This is a genomic window from Flavobacterium amniphilum (assembly GCF_023634845.1).
GTDB classification, from domain to species: Bacteria; Bacteroidota; Bacteroidia; order Flavobacteriales; family Flavobacteriaceae; genus Flavobacterium; species Flavobacterium amniphilum.
This window is the reverse complement of sequence record NZ_JAMLJL010000005.1, coordinates 26,895-47,012: the sequence shown is the minus strand read 5'-3', so window position 1 is coordinate 47,012 and position 20,118 is coordinate 26,895. Positions and strand designations below refer to the sequence as shown.

18 protein-coding genes are annotated in these 20,118 nt (G+C 35.7%); 6 read left to right on the top strand and 12 right to left on the bottom strand.

The features are described from left to right. Positions 1 to 34: 34 nt before the first annotated feature. Positions 35 to 2,836, bottom strand: coding sequence for an aminopeptidase (locus NAT51_RS07075; protein WP_250597059.1), 2,802 nt, complete (start codon positions 2,834 to 2,836; stop codon positions 35 to 37). 213 nt (positions 2,837 to 3,049) lie between these two features. Here NAT51_RS07075 and NAT51_RS07070 point away from each other — a divergent pair, with 213 nt between their 5' ends. Then, positions 3,050 to 5,032, top strand: a complete 1,983-nt coding sequence (locus NAT51_RS07070) for an endonuclease (RefSeq protein WP_250597057.1) — start codon at positions 3,050 to 3,052, stop codon at positions 5,030 to 5,032. A 57-nt stretch (positions 5,033 to 5,089) separates the two neighbouring features. Here the strand turns inward: NAT51_RS07070 and NAT51_RS07065 are convergent, their stop codons facing one another. The 3 genes from NAT51_RS07065 to NAT51_RS07055 all read right to left on the bottom strand — a co-directional run bounded on the left by NAT51_RS07065 (position 5,090) and on the right by NAT51_RS07055 (position 8,366). Beyond that, positions 5,090 to 5,344 carry a hypothetical protein gene (locus NAT51_RS07065; protein ID WP_250597055.1) on the bottom strand — a complete coding sequence of 85 codons (255 nt, stop codon included), beginning with the start codon at positions 5,342 to 5,344 and terminating at the stop codon, positions 5,090 to 5,092. 182 nt (positions 5,345 to 5,526) lie between these two features. Then, a complete protein-coding gene (locus NAT51_RS07060; protein WP_250597049.1) occupies positions 5,527 to 6,390 on the bottom strand; it encodes a bestrophin family protein in 864 nt (287 codons plus the stop codon). After that, positions 6,390 to 8,366, bottom strand: a complete 1,977-nt coding sequence (locus NAT51_RS07055) for a KUP/HAK/KT family potassium transporter (protein ID WP_250597048.1) — start codon at positions 8,364 to 8,366, stop codon at positions 6,390 to 6,392. The genes NAT51_RS07060 and NAT51_RS07055 overlap by 1 nt, the downstream gene beginning before the upstream one ends. A gap of 225 nt (positions 8,367 to 8,591) precedes the next feature. Between NAT51_RS07055 and NAT51_RS07050 the strand changes: the two genes are divergently transcribed. Beyond that, entirely contained in the window at positions 8,592 to 9,536 is a 945-nt protein-coding gene (locus NAT51_RS07050) for a beta propeller repeat protein (protein ID WP_250597039.1), read from the top strand. A 25-nt stretch (positions 9,537 to 9,561) separates the two neighbouring features. On the opposite strand, the gene NAT51_RS07045 is transcribed toward NAT51_RS07050, so the two are convergent. From NAT51_RS07045 to NAT51_RS07035, 3 genes are read right to left on the bottom strand one after another with little or no spacing between them, the layout of a single operon-like run. After that, positions 9,562 to 10,014: a sensor of ECF-type sigma factor gene (locus tag NAT51_RS07045; RefSeq protein ID WP_250597036.1), complete on the bottom strand. Its 453-nt coding sequence runs from the start codon at positions 10,012 to 10,014 to the stop codon at positions 9,562 to 9,564. Between the two features lies 1 nt (position 10,015). Continuing rightward, entirely contained in the window at positions 10,016 to 10,411 is a 396-nt protein-coding gene (locus tag NAT51_RS07040) for a hypothetical protein (protein ID WP_250597028.1), read from the bottom strand. Positions 10,412 to 10,435: 24 nt separating this feature from the next. Next, the gene (locus tag NAT51_RS07035; RefSeq protein WP_250597026.1) at positions 10,436 to 10,978 is read right to left on the bottom strand and encodes an RNA polymerase sigma factor; all 543 of its coding nucleotides are present in this window, start codon (positions 10,976 to 10,978) and stop codon (positions 10,436 to 10,438) included. 102 nt (positions 10,979 to 11,080) lie between these two features. Between NAT51_RS07035 and NAT51_RS07030 the strand changes: the two genes are divergently transcribed. After that, complete coding sequence (locus NAT51_RS07030; RefSeq protein WP_250597024.1) at positions 11,081 to 11,740, top strand: HAD family hydrolase; 660 nt, start codon at positions 11,081 to 11,083, stop codon at positions 11,738 to 11,740. Here NAT51_RS07030 and NAT51_RS07025 read toward each other — a convergent pair. Both NAT51_RS07025 and NAT51_RS07020 read right to left on the bottom strand, forming a co-directional pair. Further along, positions 11,737 to 13,035, bottom strand: a complete 1,299-nt coding sequence (locus NAT51_RS07025) for a cryptochrome/photolyase family protein (protein WP_250597621.1) — start codon at positions 13,033 to 13,035, stop codon at positions 11,737 to 11,739. The two genes, NAT51_RS07030 and NAT51_RS07025, sit on opposite strands and share 4 nt — an antisense overlap. Continuing rightward, a complete protein-coding gene (locus NAT51_RS07020) occupies positions 13,028 to 13,489 on the bottom strand; it encodes an SRPBCC family protein (RefSeq protein WP_250597022.1) in 462 nt (153 codons plus the stop codon). The genes NAT51_RS07025 and NAT51_RS07020 overlap by 8 nt, the downstream gene beginning before the upstream one ends. A gap of 118 nt (positions 13,490 to 13,607) precedes the next feature. Between NAT51_RS07020 and NAT51_RS07015 the strand changes: the two genes are divergently transcribed. Beyond that, positions 13,608 to 14,453 carry a DUF2911 domain-containing protein gene (locus NAT51_RS07015; protein WP_250597020.1) on the top strand — a complete coding sequence of 282 codons (846 nt, stop codon included), beginning with the start codon at positions 13,608 to 13,610 and terminating at the stop codon, positions 14,451 to 14,453. A 72-nt stretch (positions 14,454 to 14,525) separates the two neighbouring features. Here NAT51_RS07015 and recG read toward each other — a convergent pair whose 3' ends face one another. Beyond that, positions 14,526 to 16,631 carry an ATP-dependent DNA helicase RecG gene (recG, locus tag NAT51_RS07010; protein ID WP_250597018.1) on the bottom strand — a complete coding sequence of 702 codons (2,106 nt, stop codon included), beginning with the start codon at positions 16,629 to 16,631 and terminating at the stop codon, positions 14,526 to 14,528. Between the two features lie 285 nt (positions 16,632 to 16,916). Here recG and NAT51_RS07005 point away from each other — a divergent pair, with 285 nt between their 5' ends. After that, positions 16,917 to 17,255, top strand: coding sequence for a hypothetical protein (locus NAT51_RS07005; protein ID WP_250597016.1), 339 nt, complete (start codon positions 16,917 to 16,919; stop codon positions 17,253 to 17,255). A 23-nt stretch (positions 17,256 to 17,278) separates the two neighbouring features. Continuing rightward, entirely contained in the window at positions 17,279 to 18,883 is a 1,605-nt protein-coding gene (locus NAT51_RS07000; RefSeq protein ID WP_250597014.1) for a tyrosinase family protein, read from the top strand. A 41-nt stretch (positions 18,884 to 18,924) separates the two neighbouring features. Here NAT51_RS07000 and NAT51_RS06995 read toward each other — a convergent pair whose 3' ends face one another. Together NAT51_RS06995 and NAT51_RS06990 are read right to left on the bottom strand one after the other, a co-directional pair. Beyond that, entirely contained in the window at positions 18,925 to 19,641 is a 717-nt protein-coding gene (locus NAT51_RS06995) for an aspartyl/asparaginyl beta-hydroxylase domain-containing protein (RefSeq protein WP_250597012.1), read from the bottom strand. Continuing rightward, a complete protein-coding gene (locus NAT51_RS06990) occupies positions 19,626 to 20,117 on the bottom strand; it encodes a hypothetical protein (protein WP_250597010.1) in 492 nt (163 codons plus the stop codon). Before NAT51_RS06990 ends, NAT51_RS06995 begins: the two co-directional genes overlap by 16 nt. Position 20,118: the final 1 nt, after the last annotated feature.

Below are 20,118 nucleotides of genomic sequence, written 5' to 3'. Positions count from 1 at the left end.
AAATAATTTATAAAAAATGAAGTTTTTTTGATTTTTAAAACCATTTTCTGGTAAAAAGATTTATTAAAGTTTTTGGGTTTAACGTAATCATAAATCTTATTTTTTCATTGTAATTTTTCTGTGACAGTTCGAATCCGTTTGAAGAATAGACCGGGAAAAACAATTCAAAATAATCAGGTACTAAACTAAACTGAATGCCACTGTCGTAAACAAACTTGGTGTGGATCCCTTTGTTTTTATAAATTCCGGCATCGCCATACATTTGAATCCATTTCCAGATCGAAGATGTTGCATTAAGGGTTGTCATCCATTGATTGGCGTATGGATTGCTGAATTTCGATTTGAATCCGCCTTCGGCAATAATAATCTGCTGGCTGAAAAGTCCTGTATTTTCTGAACGGCCATAGTATTCATAGTCGAATAAATAATCTTTTGGTCTGTCCAGGGCAAAATTAAAATAATCAGTGTTTGTGTTTTTATACAGAAAAGTTCCGGCGTACAGTCGCAATCCAAATTGGTAATTATTCTCAAAAAGTTTCCGGTACAAGCTTTCAAACGTCAATTTCCCAAATTGTCCCGATAATTGCATATTTCCTAATAAACTGTAGGTTTTGGCAGTTTCACCGTCTCCTAAGCCATATCTCAAATCAAAAACAGAATAATTAAGCGGATTTAAATTGTCTGAAACCAGCGGACTGTCTTCTTTGGTAACAATTACCTGCCTTAAACTTAGTGTTTGCCAGAAGTTATCTCTTAAATTGTCATTGTTCCTGAATTTGAATAATACTAATGGAGTTATTCTTAAATAGCTGGCATCCTGTATGTAATGGTAATAAGCTCCTGCTAATGAATACTTGATCTGGTATAAATCGCTGTTTTTTCTTTGTTGCGTGTAATTGACGATTCCAAATCCGGTAACAGAAGCTGTGTTGGTTGATAAACTTGGAGCTAGAGAAAATGAAAAAGGCTTCTCTATCAATGATTTATTGTTAAATTTCAATGATATGATTGCACCGTCATAAACATTGAATCCAACCTCCGGGAAATAATATATCTGATTATAAGCCGGATTTTCAATGTCTTTAAGAAAAGAAAACTTGATAGGTTTATTCAGACTCAAAAATCCTTTTAATGATTTGTAGTTGTCACGGTTATTTATTTCAGGAACTTCATTTTTGTAATTAATAATAAGTTTGTCCGCTTCTGTATTCTGAATAATAACTGTTGTGTCGATTTGGGTAGGTGGATACCAGTTTTCAAATAACTTTTTTCTTTTTTTGAAACCTGTAATGGAAAAAGGTACGTTTAGATTTGTTTTATTTTGTATTTCAATTTTTAAATCGTCTTTCTCTTTTTGTATTTCCCCGAAGGTAAAATCAATTTCTTTACCGGTAGTTATCACATTGTCGAAAAACCAGGGAATACTTGTGCCAACGTTTTGGTTTAAAACTTTTTTGAAATCGGACAGGTTCGTTTTTTGCGATCTGTTTAATTCGGTATGTTTTAAAAATGAATCACTTATGCCATTATTTCTCAAGTACTTATTTAAATATAAATATGAAATGCCGGCTTTGTATCGATTTGAAATCTGTTCATTGAATTTGACAAGATTTTCTTTAGATTCCATCAAGCTCTGATCTAAATTTTTCCTGGCCATTAACATGTACAGCAAATAATATTGATCATTGAAATCGGCTTTGGCAATCTGATATCCTTTAAGCACTTTGAATTGGCTTAATCCTCCCAATAATTTTAAATCAGGATAATGCTCCTTAATGTAACGGATGATTGTAAAAGTTTGTATGGCATCATAAATATGATGGTCTTTTCTGAAGTCAATATTCAGGTTTTGTTTCAGGTAATTGGCTGTGTAAATCTTCAGAAATTTCAATTCATATAAAAATGAATTCGGGAACGGACTCAAAAAACCGGGTAATTGGTTTAATCCGTAAAAAGGATTCCTGTCGTATTCAGTTTGCGAAATCAGATATTTGGATGTAATTGATTTACCCAATCTTTCTTCCGTGAAGTTAATAACACGGTCAATAATAATTGCCTTTTGATAATCGGTTACCCTTGGCCCATAAAGGTTGGTTTCGACTTCTGCTTTATCATTTTTATAAACTTCAAAAGTTTTATTTTTTTCTATGGCCAATTGAATTTCATGCAATTTTTTTCCTTCAAAATGCCATTCGTTTGAACCTTCTTTATTTTGGGAAGCCAAGCTTAAATTTGAAGTTACCGTTCCATAATCGGAAGGTAATTGTATTTTTAAACTTAAAAAATTTATTTTTTCATAACAGGCATCATCAATATTTTCATTGCTATAGGTTACAAATTCACCATTTTCATTAATCCTGGCGGCGCTTAAAAGGAAGTCTTTAAGGTAAAAATTTCCTTTATCATCGCCGTAACGGGTAAATTTGGAATCAGGGAATTTTAAAATATATTCCAGATGTAATTGTACAGAATTGCCTGGATTCAGTTTTTCTTTTAACGGAATTTCCAAAAGATCTATTTGGCCGTATATCCGGTTCCAACCCGCATCTGCCGAATTAATTGATACATTTTCAATTTTGGTATAACCTCTTTCTTTTTCCCTTGAAAGGTGAAAGCTCCTTATAAACTCATCTGAAAAGCGTCTGCCTAAATGTGACTTCTTGTCTGAATAGGCGTTGTTCCAGTCGTTTAATACAATACTGCTGAGTGGTTTTGCAGTTGTATTTTTGAATACAATATCCTGACGAACCTGAAATTGGCCTGTTTCACTGTCATAAACTATTGAAACATCAATATCCTGTTGGCTGAACCCGATAAAAGAGCTCAGTGCAAACATTATATATAATAGTATTTGTGAAGTTTTTTTCAATTTGTAAAATAACTGCAATTTAATATTAAAATAATTAAAAACCATTATTAATTTATTGTAAGTAATTTCTTTAAAACATATCAATTATAATGCTCTTATGCACAAATAACAATGATTTAACAGCATTCTTAGACCATGCTGTCGTTTTTTAATTAAATTGCTTGGCTCAATTTTATGACTATGCTAAAAAAACTACTTTTATTATTACTTTTTTGTACTAATATTTCTTTCGGTCAGGTTGTTATCAATGAATTAGACGCTGATACGCCAAGTACTGATGTTCTTGAATTTATCGAACTGAAAAGTGCAACTCCAAATTTTTCACTCGACGGCTATGTCCTGGTTTTCTTCAATGCGGGAAATAATGATACGGCTTATTTGTCTTTTGACCTCGATGGCCTGACAACAGATGCAAACGGTATAGTTACATTGGGTAATTCAGGTGTAAGTCCGGCACCGGACCGTGTCATAAATAATAATGTTATTCAAAACGGACCTGATGCGGTAGGAATATATTTAGGGAATCCTTCAAGTTTTGTCAATGGTGTTACCGTGGCACATACAACGAATCTGATTGATGCTCTGGTACATAAAACAAATGATGCTAATCCAACAACTTTGATGGCTGCTTTGGGAATAACTGTTGCTTATGATGAATACATCAGCGCGGCAAGTCCGAGTGACGTTAATTCAATCCAAAGAAAAAATGACGGTACTTATGAAACAAAAGCCCCAACGCCTGATGTTCCCAATGATGGCTCAGGCGTCGTATATAATAATTTAAATGTAACGCTTTCGCCAACAGGCAATCAAACGGAACCAACTTCCTTTTCGATTGTTTTTACACTGGATACTAATGTGACGGGAACTAATCTCGATTTTACTTATACATTGGCTAATGGAAATTTTGATACATCAGATTATACCGGAAACCTGAATGTCACAATACCTGTCGGGTCTAATTCAGTTTCAAGAACAATTACACTCACAGATGATGCTTTAAATGAAGGTGATGAAACCATGATAATCAGAATTGGTACTTTACCCGTTGGTTATGCTAAATTGAATGACAATATTGAGGTCCGTATCCATGATAATGATTATGAAGTGAAGCCATGGGGAGTACCAACTGCGCCAACTTACGGATTGTGTCCCAATTTGACCCCGGCCGGTTATTATGATTCTTTGGAAGGAAAATCAGGAAACCAGTTAAAGCAGGCTATTCAGGATATTATTGCGAATCCGGCTGTCGTTCGTGAGCATAATTATGCTGAAGTCTGGGATATGTTGAAGGAAGCCGATCAAAATCCGTTGAACAGCGGACAGGTTTGGTTAATGTATGTCGAACAGCCAAGGTCAAAACTGGACCAGCAATCGGGACCCGGCGGAATAGGGAAGTGGAACCGCGAACATATTTACTGTCAGTCTAGAGGAAATTTCTTCTTGGATGACATGTTGCCGAATGACGGAATTAATGTGTGGACTACAACCGATGCTAATGATATAACTGCCGGAGGAGCCGATGGTCATCATTTACGATCCGAAGACAGTTCTGAAAATTCTTCGAGAAACAATAAAAATTATGGTGTAGATCCAACCGGAACCGATGATTATAATGGTCCTGCGGGAACTGCCGGAAGTTGGAGAGGCGATGTGGCAAGAGCTTTATTCTACATGGCCGTTCGTTACAACGGATTGAATGTTGTAAACGGTTTTCCGGGTGAACCAACAGGGAATATCGGAGATTTAGCAACCTTGCTGACGTGGAATACCACAGATAGGGCAGATGATTTTGAAATGAACCATAATAATGTGATCTATAACTGGCAACATAACCGCAACCCTTTTGTAGATTATCCGTTATTGGCTGATTATGTCTTCGGAAGTCATTTCGGGGATACCTGGTCATCTTCTCTTTCAAATGATGATGTTGCTGAAGGATTGAATATCAGGATGTATCCTAATCCAGCCGATGATTATATCGTCATCGGAGGGTTGAAACAAACCGCCCCTTTGGAAATTTATACCATTTCGGGCGTGAAAGTGTACAACGGAAACTATATCCCTGAATCACGATTGAATGTAAATCTGGCTTCAGGAATTTATATGGTCAAAGTTACCGAAGACCATAAGTCAACCGTAAAAAAACTAATCATCAAATAATAGTATTTGTTTTTGAATAAGAATAGAAAGCTTCGTTTTATCGGAGCTTTTTTCTTTTCAGAAATATCTGCCAACTTCATAAAGAATATTTGATTCTGCCAAAAGACTTTTTCTTTCTACCAAAAGAATTTTTCTAACTGTTGAAAGGCTTTTTCTTTCTGCTAAAAGACTTTTTGTTTCTATCAAAAGACTTTTCCTAACTGGCAAAAGAATTTTTGTTTCTGCCAAAAGACTTTTTCTTTCTGTCAAAATAATTTTCCTTCCTGTCAAAAGACTTTTCCTTCCTGCCAAAATACTTTTTCTTTCTGCCAAAAGAAATCTGACAATCGAATAATCTAAAAATCTTCAGAATTATCATTTCTGCCAAAAGAAAATCCCTTATTACACTAAGAAAACTTCTTTAGGTAATAAGGGATTTAGTTTTATTCATTGAAATTCTGTCGTAGTACCTTCGACCTTCTTCTTCGTTCTTTAGACTTTAGACTTTTGATTACTTACAATATTTCTTCGATGTTCTTTTTAATGTTTTCAGCGATTCTTTCGGTTGGTAAATCATTTTCATCATCTCCGAACGGATCTTCAATTTCTTCTGCAATAAGTTCCAAACTGGCTAATACATAAAAGATAAAAATAACCACCGGAATTGTATAATACCCAAGACTGAACACATACCCGAATGGTAAAGTCATCACGTAAAAGAAAATGAATTTCTTTAAAAAGACACTATACGAAAAAGGAATCGGAGTGTTTTTAATACGTTCACAGGCACCGCAAATATCAAGTAGCGAACTAATCTCCGGATTTAAAATCAGTAATTGTTCGTTAGTGATTTTGCCGTTTTTCTTTAATTCATTCAGCTTTTTGAATAATAATTTAGCGACCTGATTCGGTTTGTGTTTCTTGTGTTCAACATTAATATTGAATTCCTCGAAAAGTTCCTGGCTTATTTTTTCGTTTTTAAGATGTAAGTTCAAAACATAAGCGTAATAAGGAATCGTCTTTCTGAAAAAAAGCTTATCATCTTTGTCATCCAAAATAGCTGAAAGCTTAACCGCAAAATTACGGCTGTTGTTTACAAGCGCACCCCATTGTTTACGTCCTTCCCACCAGCGGTCGTAGGCAGTATTTGTCCTGAAAACCAATAATAAGGAAATCACAAAACCCAAAAGGCTGTGCATGATGGTAATGTTCTTCACATGGCTCGTTTCGGCTAACTGGAAATATTCAATTTCAAGAAAAGCTACAATCCCGCAATAAATACCAATGCTTATAATCAAAGGCATTAAAGCTCTGAAAGTATCCGCTTTGTGAAACTTAAAAATAAAAGTAAACCAATCTTTTGGATTATACGAAATCATTACTGTTCGCTTTTATAAACACGGGTCATTTCTATTTTTTCAGGAGCATGAAGCACCATTGGGAATTTTTCCACTTTAACAGAGCTACTGTCTAATCCAAAAGCTCTCTCTTCAGATAATGAGAATTTCTTGAAGAAGAAATAAGCATTCATCACAAACTTCTCATACATACTCATAAAGCTGTCGTATGAAAGGAATTTTTCAGAAAGTACAAATTTAAAGTCTCCGATAATATTGTTCTTGTGTAATGATTCGTAGCGGCTGGTGATGTCAACTTCACCTTTTGCCACCATGTCTTTAATTACCTCTTTGAACATTAAATTGATTTTTGTTGGTTCCCTGAATCCAAGGTTGAAATCAATTCGGTACAAATCATCTTTTACTATTTCAGTTACTTTATATTCTTTTCTATATGGCTCACTCACTACGTTAACATGAATAAACCAGTACATATCTGCTCTTTTCGGGCGTTTTTGTAATATCGAATACATTACTTTCTCTTCGATTTCATCAACACGGTTAGCGTTTGTCATGTAAACCAAATGTGTTGCGTACTTCGGTATAGAAAGGTCAACACTTAACTCAGCAAGAACCTTTTTATAATGGTCAATTTTAACAATTTTAGTGTACTCTTTGCTGATACGTTTTGCTACGTGCCAAATTGCCATTACAAAAATCAACAGAGATGCAATAATCAGAGTAACATAACCGCCATGTGCAAACTTATCCAAACAAGCAACTAAGAAACTGAATTCAATGGCTAAGTACAATAAGATGATTGGAATTATGATATAACTTGCAATTCTTTTCATTACCATGTAGTACATCAACAGTAAAGTGGTCATGATCATACACAATACGATTGCAAGACCATAAGCGGCTTCCATTCTTCCGGATTCTTTGAAGTATAAAACAATTCCGATACAACCAGCCAATAACAACCAGTTAATCGAAGGAATATATAATTGACCTTTTAAATCTGTTGGGTATTTAATAGTAACTTTCGGCCAGAAATTCAAGCGCATTGCCTCATTGATTAATGTAAATGAACCAGAAATTAACGCCTGTGATGCGATTACGGCAGCCATTGTTGCGATTACGATTCCGAATGGTAAAAACCAATCCGGCATAATAAAATAGAAAGGATTTACATTGTGTTCATTGATACTTGTTAGAACTTCCCCTTCGTGTTTAATCAAATAGGCACCTTGTCCGAAATAGTTCAATAATAACGCAATCTTTACAAAAATCCAGCTGATACGGATGTTTTTTCTTCCGCAGTGTCCCATATCTGAATATAAAGCTTCAGCTCCGGTTGTACATAAGAATACAAAACCTAATACATAAAAACCTTCCGGATGTATGCTCAATAAATGAATAGCGTAGTAAGGGTTAACTGCACATAAAACATCAGTATTGGAGCTAATTTGGATAATTCCCAAAACCGCAAGCATTCCAAACCAGATCGTCATCATAGGAGCAAAAAACTTTCCAACTAAGCTGGTTCCGAACTGCTGGATAATAAACAACATACACAAAATTGCAATAACAATCGGAACTGTATTCAGATCCGGATAGTATGTTTTTAATCCTTCAACCGCAGATGATACTGAAATTGGCGGTGTAATGATACCATCTGCCAAAAGTGCCGATCCACCAATGATGGCAGGTACAATCAGCCATTTAATTTTAGTGCGTCTTACTAATGCATACAAAGCAAAAATTCCACCTTCACCATTATTATCGGCAGAAAGTGTAATGATAACATATTTTAAAGTAGTCTGTAATGTCAGTGTCCAGAAAATTGCAGAAATACCTCCCAGAACAACATCTTTTGCAATCGCATGTGAGCCAATTATGGCTTTCATTACATACAAAGGTGATGTTCCAATATCCCCATAAATGATCCCTAATGTGATTAAAACTCCAGCAATAGTGAACTTACTATGAAGATCGTGATGATTTGAAGAACTCATTTTAGTTTTAAATTTAAAACGTCAAAATTATAACATTTTAAACATCCTGAAATCTTTTTATTTAAAAATTATAAACCTAATTTTACAAATGAGTGTTAATTAATCTTTTATAGAATGAATAAGAGCCTTTTTATTGTTTTTTTGAGTTGTCTAACTATCTCGTGTTCAACGGGTAATAAAGTTTTTGTTGATAGGGGTTTCAGCAACGTCAGAATTGATTCTTTATTGTCTGAAAAATTAAGTTCAAGAGCTGTTTTAATTGATGATGATGTGCTTTGGTATGCCGGCAACGGTGGTAAGGTTGGGAGTATATCCCTGAAGAATAATGAAGATAAGTTTTCTAAAACGATTGAACGTGACAATTTAAAGCTGGAATTCAGAAGTATAGCGCAAACTTCAGATCATGTCTTTGTTTTGTCAGTGGCTAATCCCGGTTTGTTATACAGGATTGATAAAAAAAGTAAAGAAATCAAATTAGTTTACGAAGAAAAGCATGAAAAGGTGTTTTATGACAGCATGCAGTTTTTAAATGACCGGGAAGGATTTGCGATTGGTGATCCCACCGAAGATTGTCCGTCATTTATCAAAACAACTGATGGAGGACAAAACTGGCAAAAAGTGAATTGCTCTTCATTGCCTAAATTTGCTGATGGTGAAGCTTTTTTTGCAGCGAGTAATACCAATCTGATTTTAAGGGATGGAAAAATGTTCATGGTTTCGGGTGGAAAAAAATCTAAAGTGTATATATCGGAAGATAAAGGAAAGTCCTGGATTGCTTCTGAAACACCAATAGTTCAGGGTGAAGCAATGACTGGAGTATTTTGCGCTGATTTTTATGATGGTAATAACGGAATTATCGCCGGTGGAAATTACCAAAAATTAGACCAGAATTTTCAAAATAAAGCAATTACAAGCGATGGTGGAAAAACCTGGAAACTAATTGCTGAAAATACAGGTTTCGGTTATGCTTCGTGCGTTCAGTATTTGCCCGGTAGTAAAGGAAAATCAATTGTGGAAGTTGGTGCCAACGGATTGTTTTACTCTAATGACAGTGGTAAAACCTGGAAACAGCTGTGTAAAGATCCTGATTTCCTGACGATACGGTTTGTTGATACTAAAACGGCAATCGCAACAGGTAAAAACAGAATAGTAAAACTGACATTTGAATAAAAAAGAGCCAATTTGGCTCTTTTTTTTATTTTCTGAATCGTCCTTCCCTGCGTTTTTGGATTTGCTTTAATAGTTTTTGTTTGAATTCAATTTCTATTTGGCGTAACATCAGGATTTTTTGATTGGGTATAACACCTTGTAGATCTTTAGCTAGTTGGCGCTTGTTTTGTTGCATCTGATTTTCAATTCTTTCGTCTTCTTCAATCAGTTTAGCCGATTCTTTTTCAGAAAGTGTGGTTGCATTTCCTGGACGCAATTTAATCATCAGTTGTCTTTTTTGCTTATGAAGCTCGGTCTGTTTGTCATCAAACTGATTGAAAAGAGGCCAGAATTTCTGCGCTTCTTCTGGAGTCAGATCCAACTGATCCGAAATGTAAGCAATCCGGAGCGCTTTTACCCGCTCAATGCGTTCTTCGGCATCTTGCCCAAAAGCAAAAACAGTGAGTAATAAAAGGAATAGGGTATATGTTTTTTTCATCTTAATTCAAGTATTCGTTGATGTATGTTTCTGTTGCGGCATCGTATAAATTCATTTCATTTTCAATCGAGGCTATATCTTCATCAGTTAAATGGGTTGCAATATCTTCCGTTGTCAAATCACTTTCATAAGCTAAATAATCGCTGGTGGACAGTGTAGTTTCAGCATTGTTTTGTACAAAATACATCCAGATACCGAATGACAGTACAAAAACAGCGGCCACACTTGAAATCCAGAAGGACTGACGTTGCCAGACAGCGATAACTTTGGTTTCCTTTTCTTCAGCTAAAACCTGTTGCATTATACGGTTCTCAAAAGAATCGAAATAGTCATCAGGAATCCTGAAGCCACTTTCAATTTTTGGATCGTTATGTAAATCAAATTTTTTCATGTTCATTAGACAAAATTAATAGTAAAAGGTTTAATTGGAATTCAAAAAATCTTCAATTTTTTTCACAGCGTGAAAATAGGATGCTTTTAAGGCTCCGACAGAAGTACTTAAAATCTCCGACATTTCTTCGTATTTCATTTCTTCAAAATATTTCATTTTAAAAACCAATTGTTGTTTTTCGGGTAATGTTGCAACCGCTTTTTGCAGTTTCAGCTGAATTTCATCTCCGTCATAATCAACATCGGCTTCCAGTTTACCAATCAGATAATCGTTCATCTCACCATTTGAAATTCCGCTCTTTTTTGCTCTTGAATTAATAAAAGTGATGGCTTCATTTGTGGCAATCCGGTAAACCCAGGAATATAGTTTGCTCTCGCCTTTAAAATTTTTCAGATTTTGGTAGACTTTTACAAATACATTCTGCAAAACGTCATCAGTATCATCGTGATTCAAAACCATATTACGGATGTGACTGTATAACGGACGCTGGTATTCACGTACTAATTCCCGAAACGCTTCATTTTGCGTTTTTGGATTTAATAAGGCTGCTATGAATTGTTTTTCGTCCTGCAATGATGTTGTTTTGGGAATAGGACTAAAGATAAAGAAAAAGGTTTAAAATGAATATGAAAAAAATTTGCCGGTTTGTATCTTTGGCCCAAGAAATCCAAAGTAATGATAAAGACAGTAATTTTCGATATGGACGGTGTGATTGTTGATACAGAACCGGTTCACAAATATGCATATGACCAGCATTTCAAAGAATTGAATATTAATGTATCTGCAGAAATGTACGCCACATTTACAGGAAATTCAACACGTAATGTATTTCAGAAACTGAAAGATAAATTCGGGTTGGATCAGGATGTTGAAGACTTGATCCTGAGAAAAAGGCATTTGTTCAATGAAGCATTTGATACAAAGCCCGATTTGGAATTAATAGAGGGTGTACTTACGTTAATTCAAGAATTGCACAAAAACGGAATGCAGTTAATTTTAGCTTCTTCTGCATCCAACAGTACTATAAACAGGGTTTTTAACCGATTCAACCTAAACCAATACTTTACACATAAAATCAGTGGTGAAGATTTTCCGAAGTCAAAGCCACACCCGGCAATTTTTTTACATGCTGCCTCATTGTCTGTTGCACCAAAATCACAATGTGTAGTGATTGAAGACAGTACAAACGGTATCGAAGCATCAAAAGCAGCGGATATATTTTGTATTGGCTATAATAGTGAAAATTCAAAGCACCAGGACTTATCCAAAGCAGATTATGTGATTCAGGATTTCGGCGAAATTAATTTTGATAAATTACAGAAATTGATTTCTTAACCCAAAGCTTCCTTGTACGTTTTCAGACATTTTTCCCTGGCTTCTTTATGATCGACGATGGGTTTCGGATAATCAGGTGTATTTGATTCGGGAACCCATTTACGGATGTATTCTAAATTGGTATCAAATTTTTTGATTTGTTCAGTTGGATTGAATATCCTGAAATACGGAGCTGCATCAACGCCGCAGCCTGCAGCCCATTGCCAGTTGCCTACATTGCTGGATTGCTCGTAATCCAATAATTTATTCGCAAAATAAGCTTCGCCCCAGCGCCAGTCAATCAGTAAATGTTTGCATAAAAAACTGGCTACAATCATTCTCACTCTGTTGTGCATGTGCCCAGTTGCGTTCAATTCCCGCATTCCTGCGTCTACAAAAGGATAACCGGTTTTTCCATCACACCATTTCTTGAATTTAGCTTCATCATTTTTCCATTGGATGTAATCATATTTTGGTTTAAATGATTGATTTATGATGTGTGGGAAATGCCACAAAATCTGCATGAAAAATTCCCTCCAAATCAATTCATTCAGAAAAGTTTCGCCTGAAATTCCTTTTATCTGATGGATTATTTTTCGGACAGAAATTGCACCAAAGCGCAAATGTGGCGCTAATAAAGAAGTTCCTTCAATATTCGGGAAGTTTCGGGTTTCAGCATAATTCCGTATTAGATTTTCAGAGAGATCAAACTGGTTAACATGAATTGCCGATTGTTCAAAGCCTATGTGTTCAAGGCTTAAAAACGGATAGGAGTGTGGGGTGAATTTATCAAGAAATGTCTCTGATGGATAAAGAACCGGAAAATCTGCCTTTAATTTTTCTTTCCATTTTTTTGAATAGGGAGTGAAAACCACATAAGGATTGCCATCATCTTTGATGACTTCATTTTTTTCGAATATAACTTGATCCTTACTGGTTTTGAATTCAATTTCATGTGCTTTAAAAAGAGAATTCAATTCTTTGTCTCTTTTTCGTGCGTAAGGCTCGTAATCATGATTAGTGAACACCGAAATGATTGTGTTTTCAGAAATTAATTGTTGGAAAATTTCAATGGGTTTTCCGTGAAAAACCGCCAATGATTTTCCGATATCATTCAGTTGTTTCTGGATATTATTTAAAAGATTATGGATGAAAGTTACACGTGCATCATCTTTTTCCAATTGTGATAGGATGGTAGTATCAAAAATAAAAATAGGAAGTACATTTTCTTCCGATTGCAATGCGTGAAAAAGCCCGGTATTGTCTTCCAGGCGTAAATCTCTTCTGAACCAGAAAATTGTTATAGGCTTATTCATAATGTCCAAAAAGTTCAATAAGTTTCTGTCTCCTGAAGGCGAAAATTTCATCCAGCTTCGGTTTGACCAAAATTGGATGGAATAACCTTCCCAATATTCCAAACGGGACTTTGTAATGTACTATATCTTCCATTAAGACTCCGTTTTCAATTCCGATAAAAAAATGCTTGTGGTGCCAGAATTTATAAGGACCAAACCGCTGTTCATCCACAAAAAACGACAAAGGCTCGACATGTGTGATTTCAGTTATCCATTCGATTGTAATAAAAGGAAAAGGCGTTATTTTATAGTGAATGATCTGTCCTTGGAACATATTTTTTTCATCGCCTGATAACGTTTTGAAATTCATGTTGTCTGGCGTAATCGTATTCAGATTTTTTGGATCACTGAAAAAATTCCAGGCATCTTCTAAGGAGACCGGTAATTTTTGACTGCTGTGGATAGAATATAACATAATGAATATTTGTTTAACAAATTTACAAATTACTTAAACAAGATATTTTTTATTTTATCGTTTTATTAACAAATGAAATCCAATTGAAATTTTAACTTTGGAAAAAATAACAAACAAAATGGTAAGAATAATTATTGCATTGGCCATGTTTATTGCTTCTTTATCAATCGAAGCGCAGGTAAAAGTTCCTCAGGCCAGCCCGAAATCAACTTTAACGCAAACTGTTGGTTTGACTGACATTGAAATCGAATATTCACGTCCAAGTGCAAAGGGAAGAGTGATTTTCGGAGATTTAGTTCCCTTCGGAAAGGTTTGGAGAACAGGCGCAAATGCCAATACCACTATTTCATTTTCGGATGATGTGGTAATTAATGGGGCTACTTTGAAAAAAGGTAAGTATGCCTTGTATGTTACTCCTAAAACGAGCGAATGGGAAATTTACTTTTATTCAGATACAAATAATTGGGGAAATCCTGAGAAATGGGATGAAGCAAAAGTTGCCCTGAAAGCTACAGTGAAAACAGAATTATTGAACAGAAATGTGGAAACATTTACAATCGGGATCAATAATACTGATAATAACTTTGCAAACCTTGAATTATCTTGGGAAAAAACATTAGTTGCCTTAAAATTTGAAGTGCCAACACAGAAAATTGCCAATGCAAGTATTGATAAGGTATTGAACGGACCGTCAGCAGTTGATTATTTTTCTGCTGCGCAATATTATTTCCAATCAAACGGTGACATGAATAAAGCCTTGGTTTATGTAAACAAAGCGTATGAAATGCATGAGAAAAAACCTTATTGGTATGCACGTTTGAAATCACAGATTCAGGCAAAATTGGGTGATAAAAAAGGAGCTATCGAAACCGCTAAAATTTCTTTGGCTGGTGCACAGGCTGAAAATAACCAGGATTATGTAAAAATGAATCAGGACAGTATCACTGAATGGTCTAAAAAATAGTTTATATTGACTATGATTTAGTACTGGTATTTAGACAATAAAAAAAGCTCAGGGTAATTACCTGAGCTTTTTTTAACTGATATAATTCCAGATGTTTTTCTTTTTGCCCATTTCAATGAAGATTTCCCGAAGTTTTTTGTGTTCGGGTTTTGTCATCGAAGCATCTTCTTTTAGTAATTTAATGGCATGGTGTCTTGCGAGCTGTAAAATATCACGGTCTTTAACTAAATCGGCTATCTGAAGATTTAATACGCCGCTCTGTTGTGTTCCCATAATATCTCCGGGCCCGCGAAGCTTTAAATCAACTTCGGCAATTTCAAAACCGTCATTGGTTTTACACATGGTTTCCAGACGGGTTTTACTTTCATTACTCAATTTGTGGCCGGTCATTAAAATACAATAACTCTGTTCGGCACCACGGCCAACACGCCCACGCAGCTGATGCAATTGGGATAGCCCGAATCGTTCGGCGCTTTCGATTATCATAACCGATGCATTGGGTACATTAACACCAACTTCAATTACTGTTGTTGCAATCATTATATTGGTTTTCCCTTCCGCGAAGCGTATCATCTCAGCATCTTTTTCGACAGGTTTCATTTTTCCGTGTACAATCGATACCGAATATTTTGGTAAAGGGAAATCACGGGAAATACTTTCATAACCATCCATCAAATCTTTATAATCTAAGGTTTCCGATTCCTGAATTAACGGATAAACAATATAAATTTGTCTGCCTTTTTCGATTTCGTCTTTTATAAAAGCCCATACTTTCAAGCGGTTGCTGTCATAACGGTGAACCGTTTGAATGGGTTTTCTTCCCGGAGGTAATTCGTCAATCACGGAAATATCCAAATCTCCATATAAACTCATGGCTAAAGTTCTTGGAATTGGAGTGGCTGTCATGACCAGAATGTGGGGTGGAATTTCGTTTTTCTGCCACAATTTACTCCGCTGTTCAACACCAAAACGATGCTGCTCATCAATAATGGCCAATCCCAAATTCTTAAATTTCACCTTGTCTTCCAATAAGGCATGGGTACCGATAATGATATGCAAACTTCCATTCTCCAGTTCTTCATGAATGGTTTTTCTATCTGCTGTTTTAGTTGAGCCTGTTAGTATTTTTATGTTTACATTCAGGCTTTTAGCTAATTCTGAAATTCCGTTAAAATGTTGATTGGCCAATATTTCGGTTGGAGCCATTAAGCATGCCTGAAATCCATTATCCATGGCTAAAAGCATGCACATTAAGGCAACAATTGTTTTACCGGATCCAACATCTCCCTGTAATAATCGGTTCATTTGGGCATTACTGCCTAAATCATTACGGATTTCTTTCAGTACTTTTTTTTGAGCATTGGTAAGTTCAAAAGGTAAATGATATTTGTAAAAGTCTGTAAAATAGTCGCCAACATTTCCAAACGGATGTCCTTTGATTTTATGTTTACGGATTAAATTTTTGGTAATCAGTTGGAGCTGGATAAAAAATAATTCTTCAAATTTTAATCGGAATTGGGCTTTTGATAATAATTCCTGGCTTTTCGGGAAATGAATATTGAATAAAGCAGCATTTTTAGGAATCAACTGTAATTCATGGATCAGATAATCAGGTAAAGTTTCAGTGAATAAGCTGTGCGTTTCAATAAACAATTGTTGCATCATTTTATTGATGACTTTATTCGAAATGCCTTTATTACTGAGCTTTTCCGTACTCGGATAAATCGATTGCATGGCACTTCTCAAACTGGCTTTATGTTCTTCCAAACCTTCCATTTCTGGATGTGGCATGGAAAACTGTCCGTTAAAAGCATTTATTTTTCCGAAAATGACATACGGGAAATTGACTTTAATACTTTCCCGAATCCATTTAATACCTTGAAACCAGACTAGTTCCATTTCGCCGGTATCATCAATGAACGTTGCCGTTAAACGTTTTTTTCCTTTACCGAATTCAACGGTTTTGATATGGATTATTTTACCAACAATCTGAACTTCAGTTGGTGTGTTTTGCAACTGATTGATTTTATAATAACGGGTTCGGTCAATATAGCGGTTGGGATAGAGATTGAGTAAATCTCTGTACTTGTGAATGTTGAGTTCTTTCCGTAGCAATTCGCCACGTTGCGGACCAACGCCTTTCAGGTATTCTATGGGAGTTTCTAAAAGGTTATTCATTAAGGGTTTTCTCAGAAATCATTATATGCGAAGATAAGTTTTTAATGATAATTTTTAAAATCAGATTTGCTTCCTTTTAAAAAAAACAGGTATAAATACTTGTAAGTAATTACTTTCAAAATAATAGTTTTATCTAAACCGAATAACAACCTCTTAATCTGCTTAAAAATGGGAAATATAAATACTGTTTCGAACTGCAATTGCGGCTGCAAGGCGGATAAAGAAAACACTCAAAGGGAAATTTCCGTTTTTAAAAAATCACTCAGAATTTTACCATCTACTTTAATGAGTGTTATAATTGCTTTCTTTCCCAAATGCCCTATGTGTTGGGCGGTTTACATGAGTATGCTGAGCGGATTGGGTTTTGCCGAATTACCTTATATGGGGTGGCTGTTACCTTTTTTTCTGCTTTTCTTCTTGTTTCATTTACTATTGTTATACAGAAAAATTCCAGAAAAAGGAATCATGCCTTTTGTGATGAGTCTGCTTGGTTTTTTGGTATTATGTCTGGGTAAATGGATGTGGATTAATATCAATTGGATTCCTGTTGCCGGTATGAGTTTTATTATTGCAGGTTCATTACTAAACAATTTTTCAGGAAGCAAAAAAATGATTTTACGATAAATAACTAACTAAATTATACTACTATGAAATTGCATGAAAAAATAAGGGTTCGCAGATCACTGCACGATGTTCAAAGAGATTATGAAGCAGGAAACAAAAAAGAACTTGATAATTTAATGCGTGCCTGGAAAGGTGTTAAAGAGTTACCTGCTGATGATCCGAATTCTTTTTTTATGATCGGAGGATATCATGGCGAACCATTCCGCGGAGCAGGATGGGGAAATGCCGCTTATTGGGGCGGATATTGTAATCATGGTAATGTATTGTTTCCAACTTGGCACAGGATTTATTTACTTCGTTTGGAAGAGGCTTTGCAAAGCATAGCTGGTTGCGGGGATGTTATGCTTCCTTTTTGGGATGAAACTAACGAAGAATCTTTGAAAAACGGTATTCCATGGGCATTGACAAATGAAAAATATGAATTGGACGGTGTCGAAATCGATAATCCGTTGCGCTCATTCACATTTCCAAAGAATATAGTAGATAATATCAGTAATGATGTGGTGGATTATTCAAAACCTAAAGGATATGAAACGGTAAGGTATCCATTGTCCGGTTTGGTTGGACCAAGCGATATCGAAAATACAATTGAACACAATGCACAGTTTCCCGACTATGATACCAATGTTAAAATCCTGAACGAGAATATCGTAAACTGGCTGAATTCTTATATTGTGGTTGACGGGAAGAAGATCCTGACCAATGTTAACCAAAAATATATTGACAGTTTGTATGCACCAAACTTCACTGTTTTTTCAAATACAACTTCATCTGCCGAATGGAATGATAATTTACCGGATGGTGAAAAACCAGTTGTGGCTTTGGAATCTCCACACAACAGTATTCACTTGGCTGTAGGCGGTTGTGATATACCAGGTTATGACCGTTCTCCGATTGATGGTGCAAACGGGGATATGGGAGAAAATGATACTGCCGGTTTAGACCCTATATTTTATTTCCACCATGCCAATGTTGACCGTGTTTTCTGGTTATGGCAAAAGAAACACGGATTTACGGATAAATTGGAAATCATGGCTGAATATCCGGGAACGAATACGGTCGACAGTCAGGGACCAACTCCCGGTATGGCGCCAAATTCATGGTTGACAATGGAAAGTCCGCTAAACCCGTTTAAGAAAAATGACGGTAAAAGCTATACGTCATTGGATGCTATCAATATTGAAACACAAATGGGCTATACTTACGGGAAAGGTTCATTGGAAGAATACACTACAAATGGGCTATTAGCTGCAAAAGAGGAAAAAGGTGAATCCAAAGTCTTGAAAATTTCAAGAATTAACCGCGGACCAATCAAAGGTTCATTTATGATCAATGCATTTGCCATGATTGACGGTAAAAAGCAGCACATCGGCACCGAAGCAATTTTAAGCAGATGGAATGTTCAATATTGTGCAAACTGTCAGACACATATTGAAGTAAAGGCATTTATTGAAATACCTTCTGTTGCATCAAAAACACTAAAAGCTAAAGAAGCTGTGGATAGCAGTGATATCGTGGTTGAAGTGAATGGTCGCAATGGTTTCTTTATGAGCAATGAAGCCGGTAAAATGGAAAAATCAGCGCTTCCAGCAGGCAATCAGGGCGGTTTTAAAGTCGAGATTATATAATTTAGTTTTATTTTATTGGATGGAAAGAGGAATGGGGCAACTCATTCCTTTTTCTTTAAATTAGCAATGAGTTCTTGTGAAACAGGAAGATTCATCCGTTTCAATTCTTCAATGATCAGATCTTTCTGTTCATCTGAAAAATCTATGACAGGTTTTATAAAATGAGTCGCGTCGGCTTGTTGGAAAAATAAATCATCAGTCCAGTCATTCCGTACACCGTCAATCACAAGATGAATGCGGTCTTCAGTTCCCCTGTTAGCTACGGAATGTGTAAAATTAGCATCAATATACCAGCATTCTCCTTCATTCATGATGATTCTTTCCTCATCCAGAATAAATTCAACATCAGAATTTGTAACGATGGGAATATGCATTCTGAAGCAGCCGTCTTCATATCCCAAACAATAATCGCTATGGGGTTTTACTTCGGCACCAACCGCCAGGCGCAATAATCTTACAGCCGTTTTATCAAACTTAAATTCTTCGAGGATTTGTTTGAAATAGAGGCAGGACTCCAGAATCTCAGTAGATTTAATCGGGCCATTTCCCTGGTTTAGGGCATAGATATTATCTGATTTTCCATCGCCCGACATTAAAGCCACAGATGACCAGTCACCCGAATAATCGTTCGTATTGTAATGGCCAATCCAATTTGTTGCCATCACTTTTTGCAAGTCTTCCTTCAACTTTGCTTTATCCAATTGCATTGGAAATTTCAAATGTCTGATTAATTGATCCATAATTAATTGCGTATCCATTTTTGCATTACAGGAAAAGGGGAGGTGTCATTTTTTATAGCATTCTCTTTTCCATATGTTAATCCAATCCATTCCAGAAAAGGCAAACCCACGTAGTTTTCTTTTTCAAAATTGGAAATCAGCCACTCAGATTCGTTTTTATAACCATCAGGATGGAATACGAATTCTAAAGGTAAATTCAGGTGTAAAGCTGCTGCATAAGACCATAAAATAGCAGCCATTTCTTCACCGCCGTCAGGCCAGTTTTGATCCATTTCAGGGGTTCCGATGCGGCTTCTGTTTTCAGGAGAAGTTACGGCAATATGCCCGGCTTCATGTAATAGGTCACCGGGATACTTCAATTTTTCCAAATCAACAACAACTGCATTGGACTTCAAGGTTAAACCAGGCAGAAAAGTATCATTTTCCAGTTTTTCTTCACGGATTTCAATTCCTATTTCACTTAAAAAATTGAATATTTTGGTAATTTCTTCCATA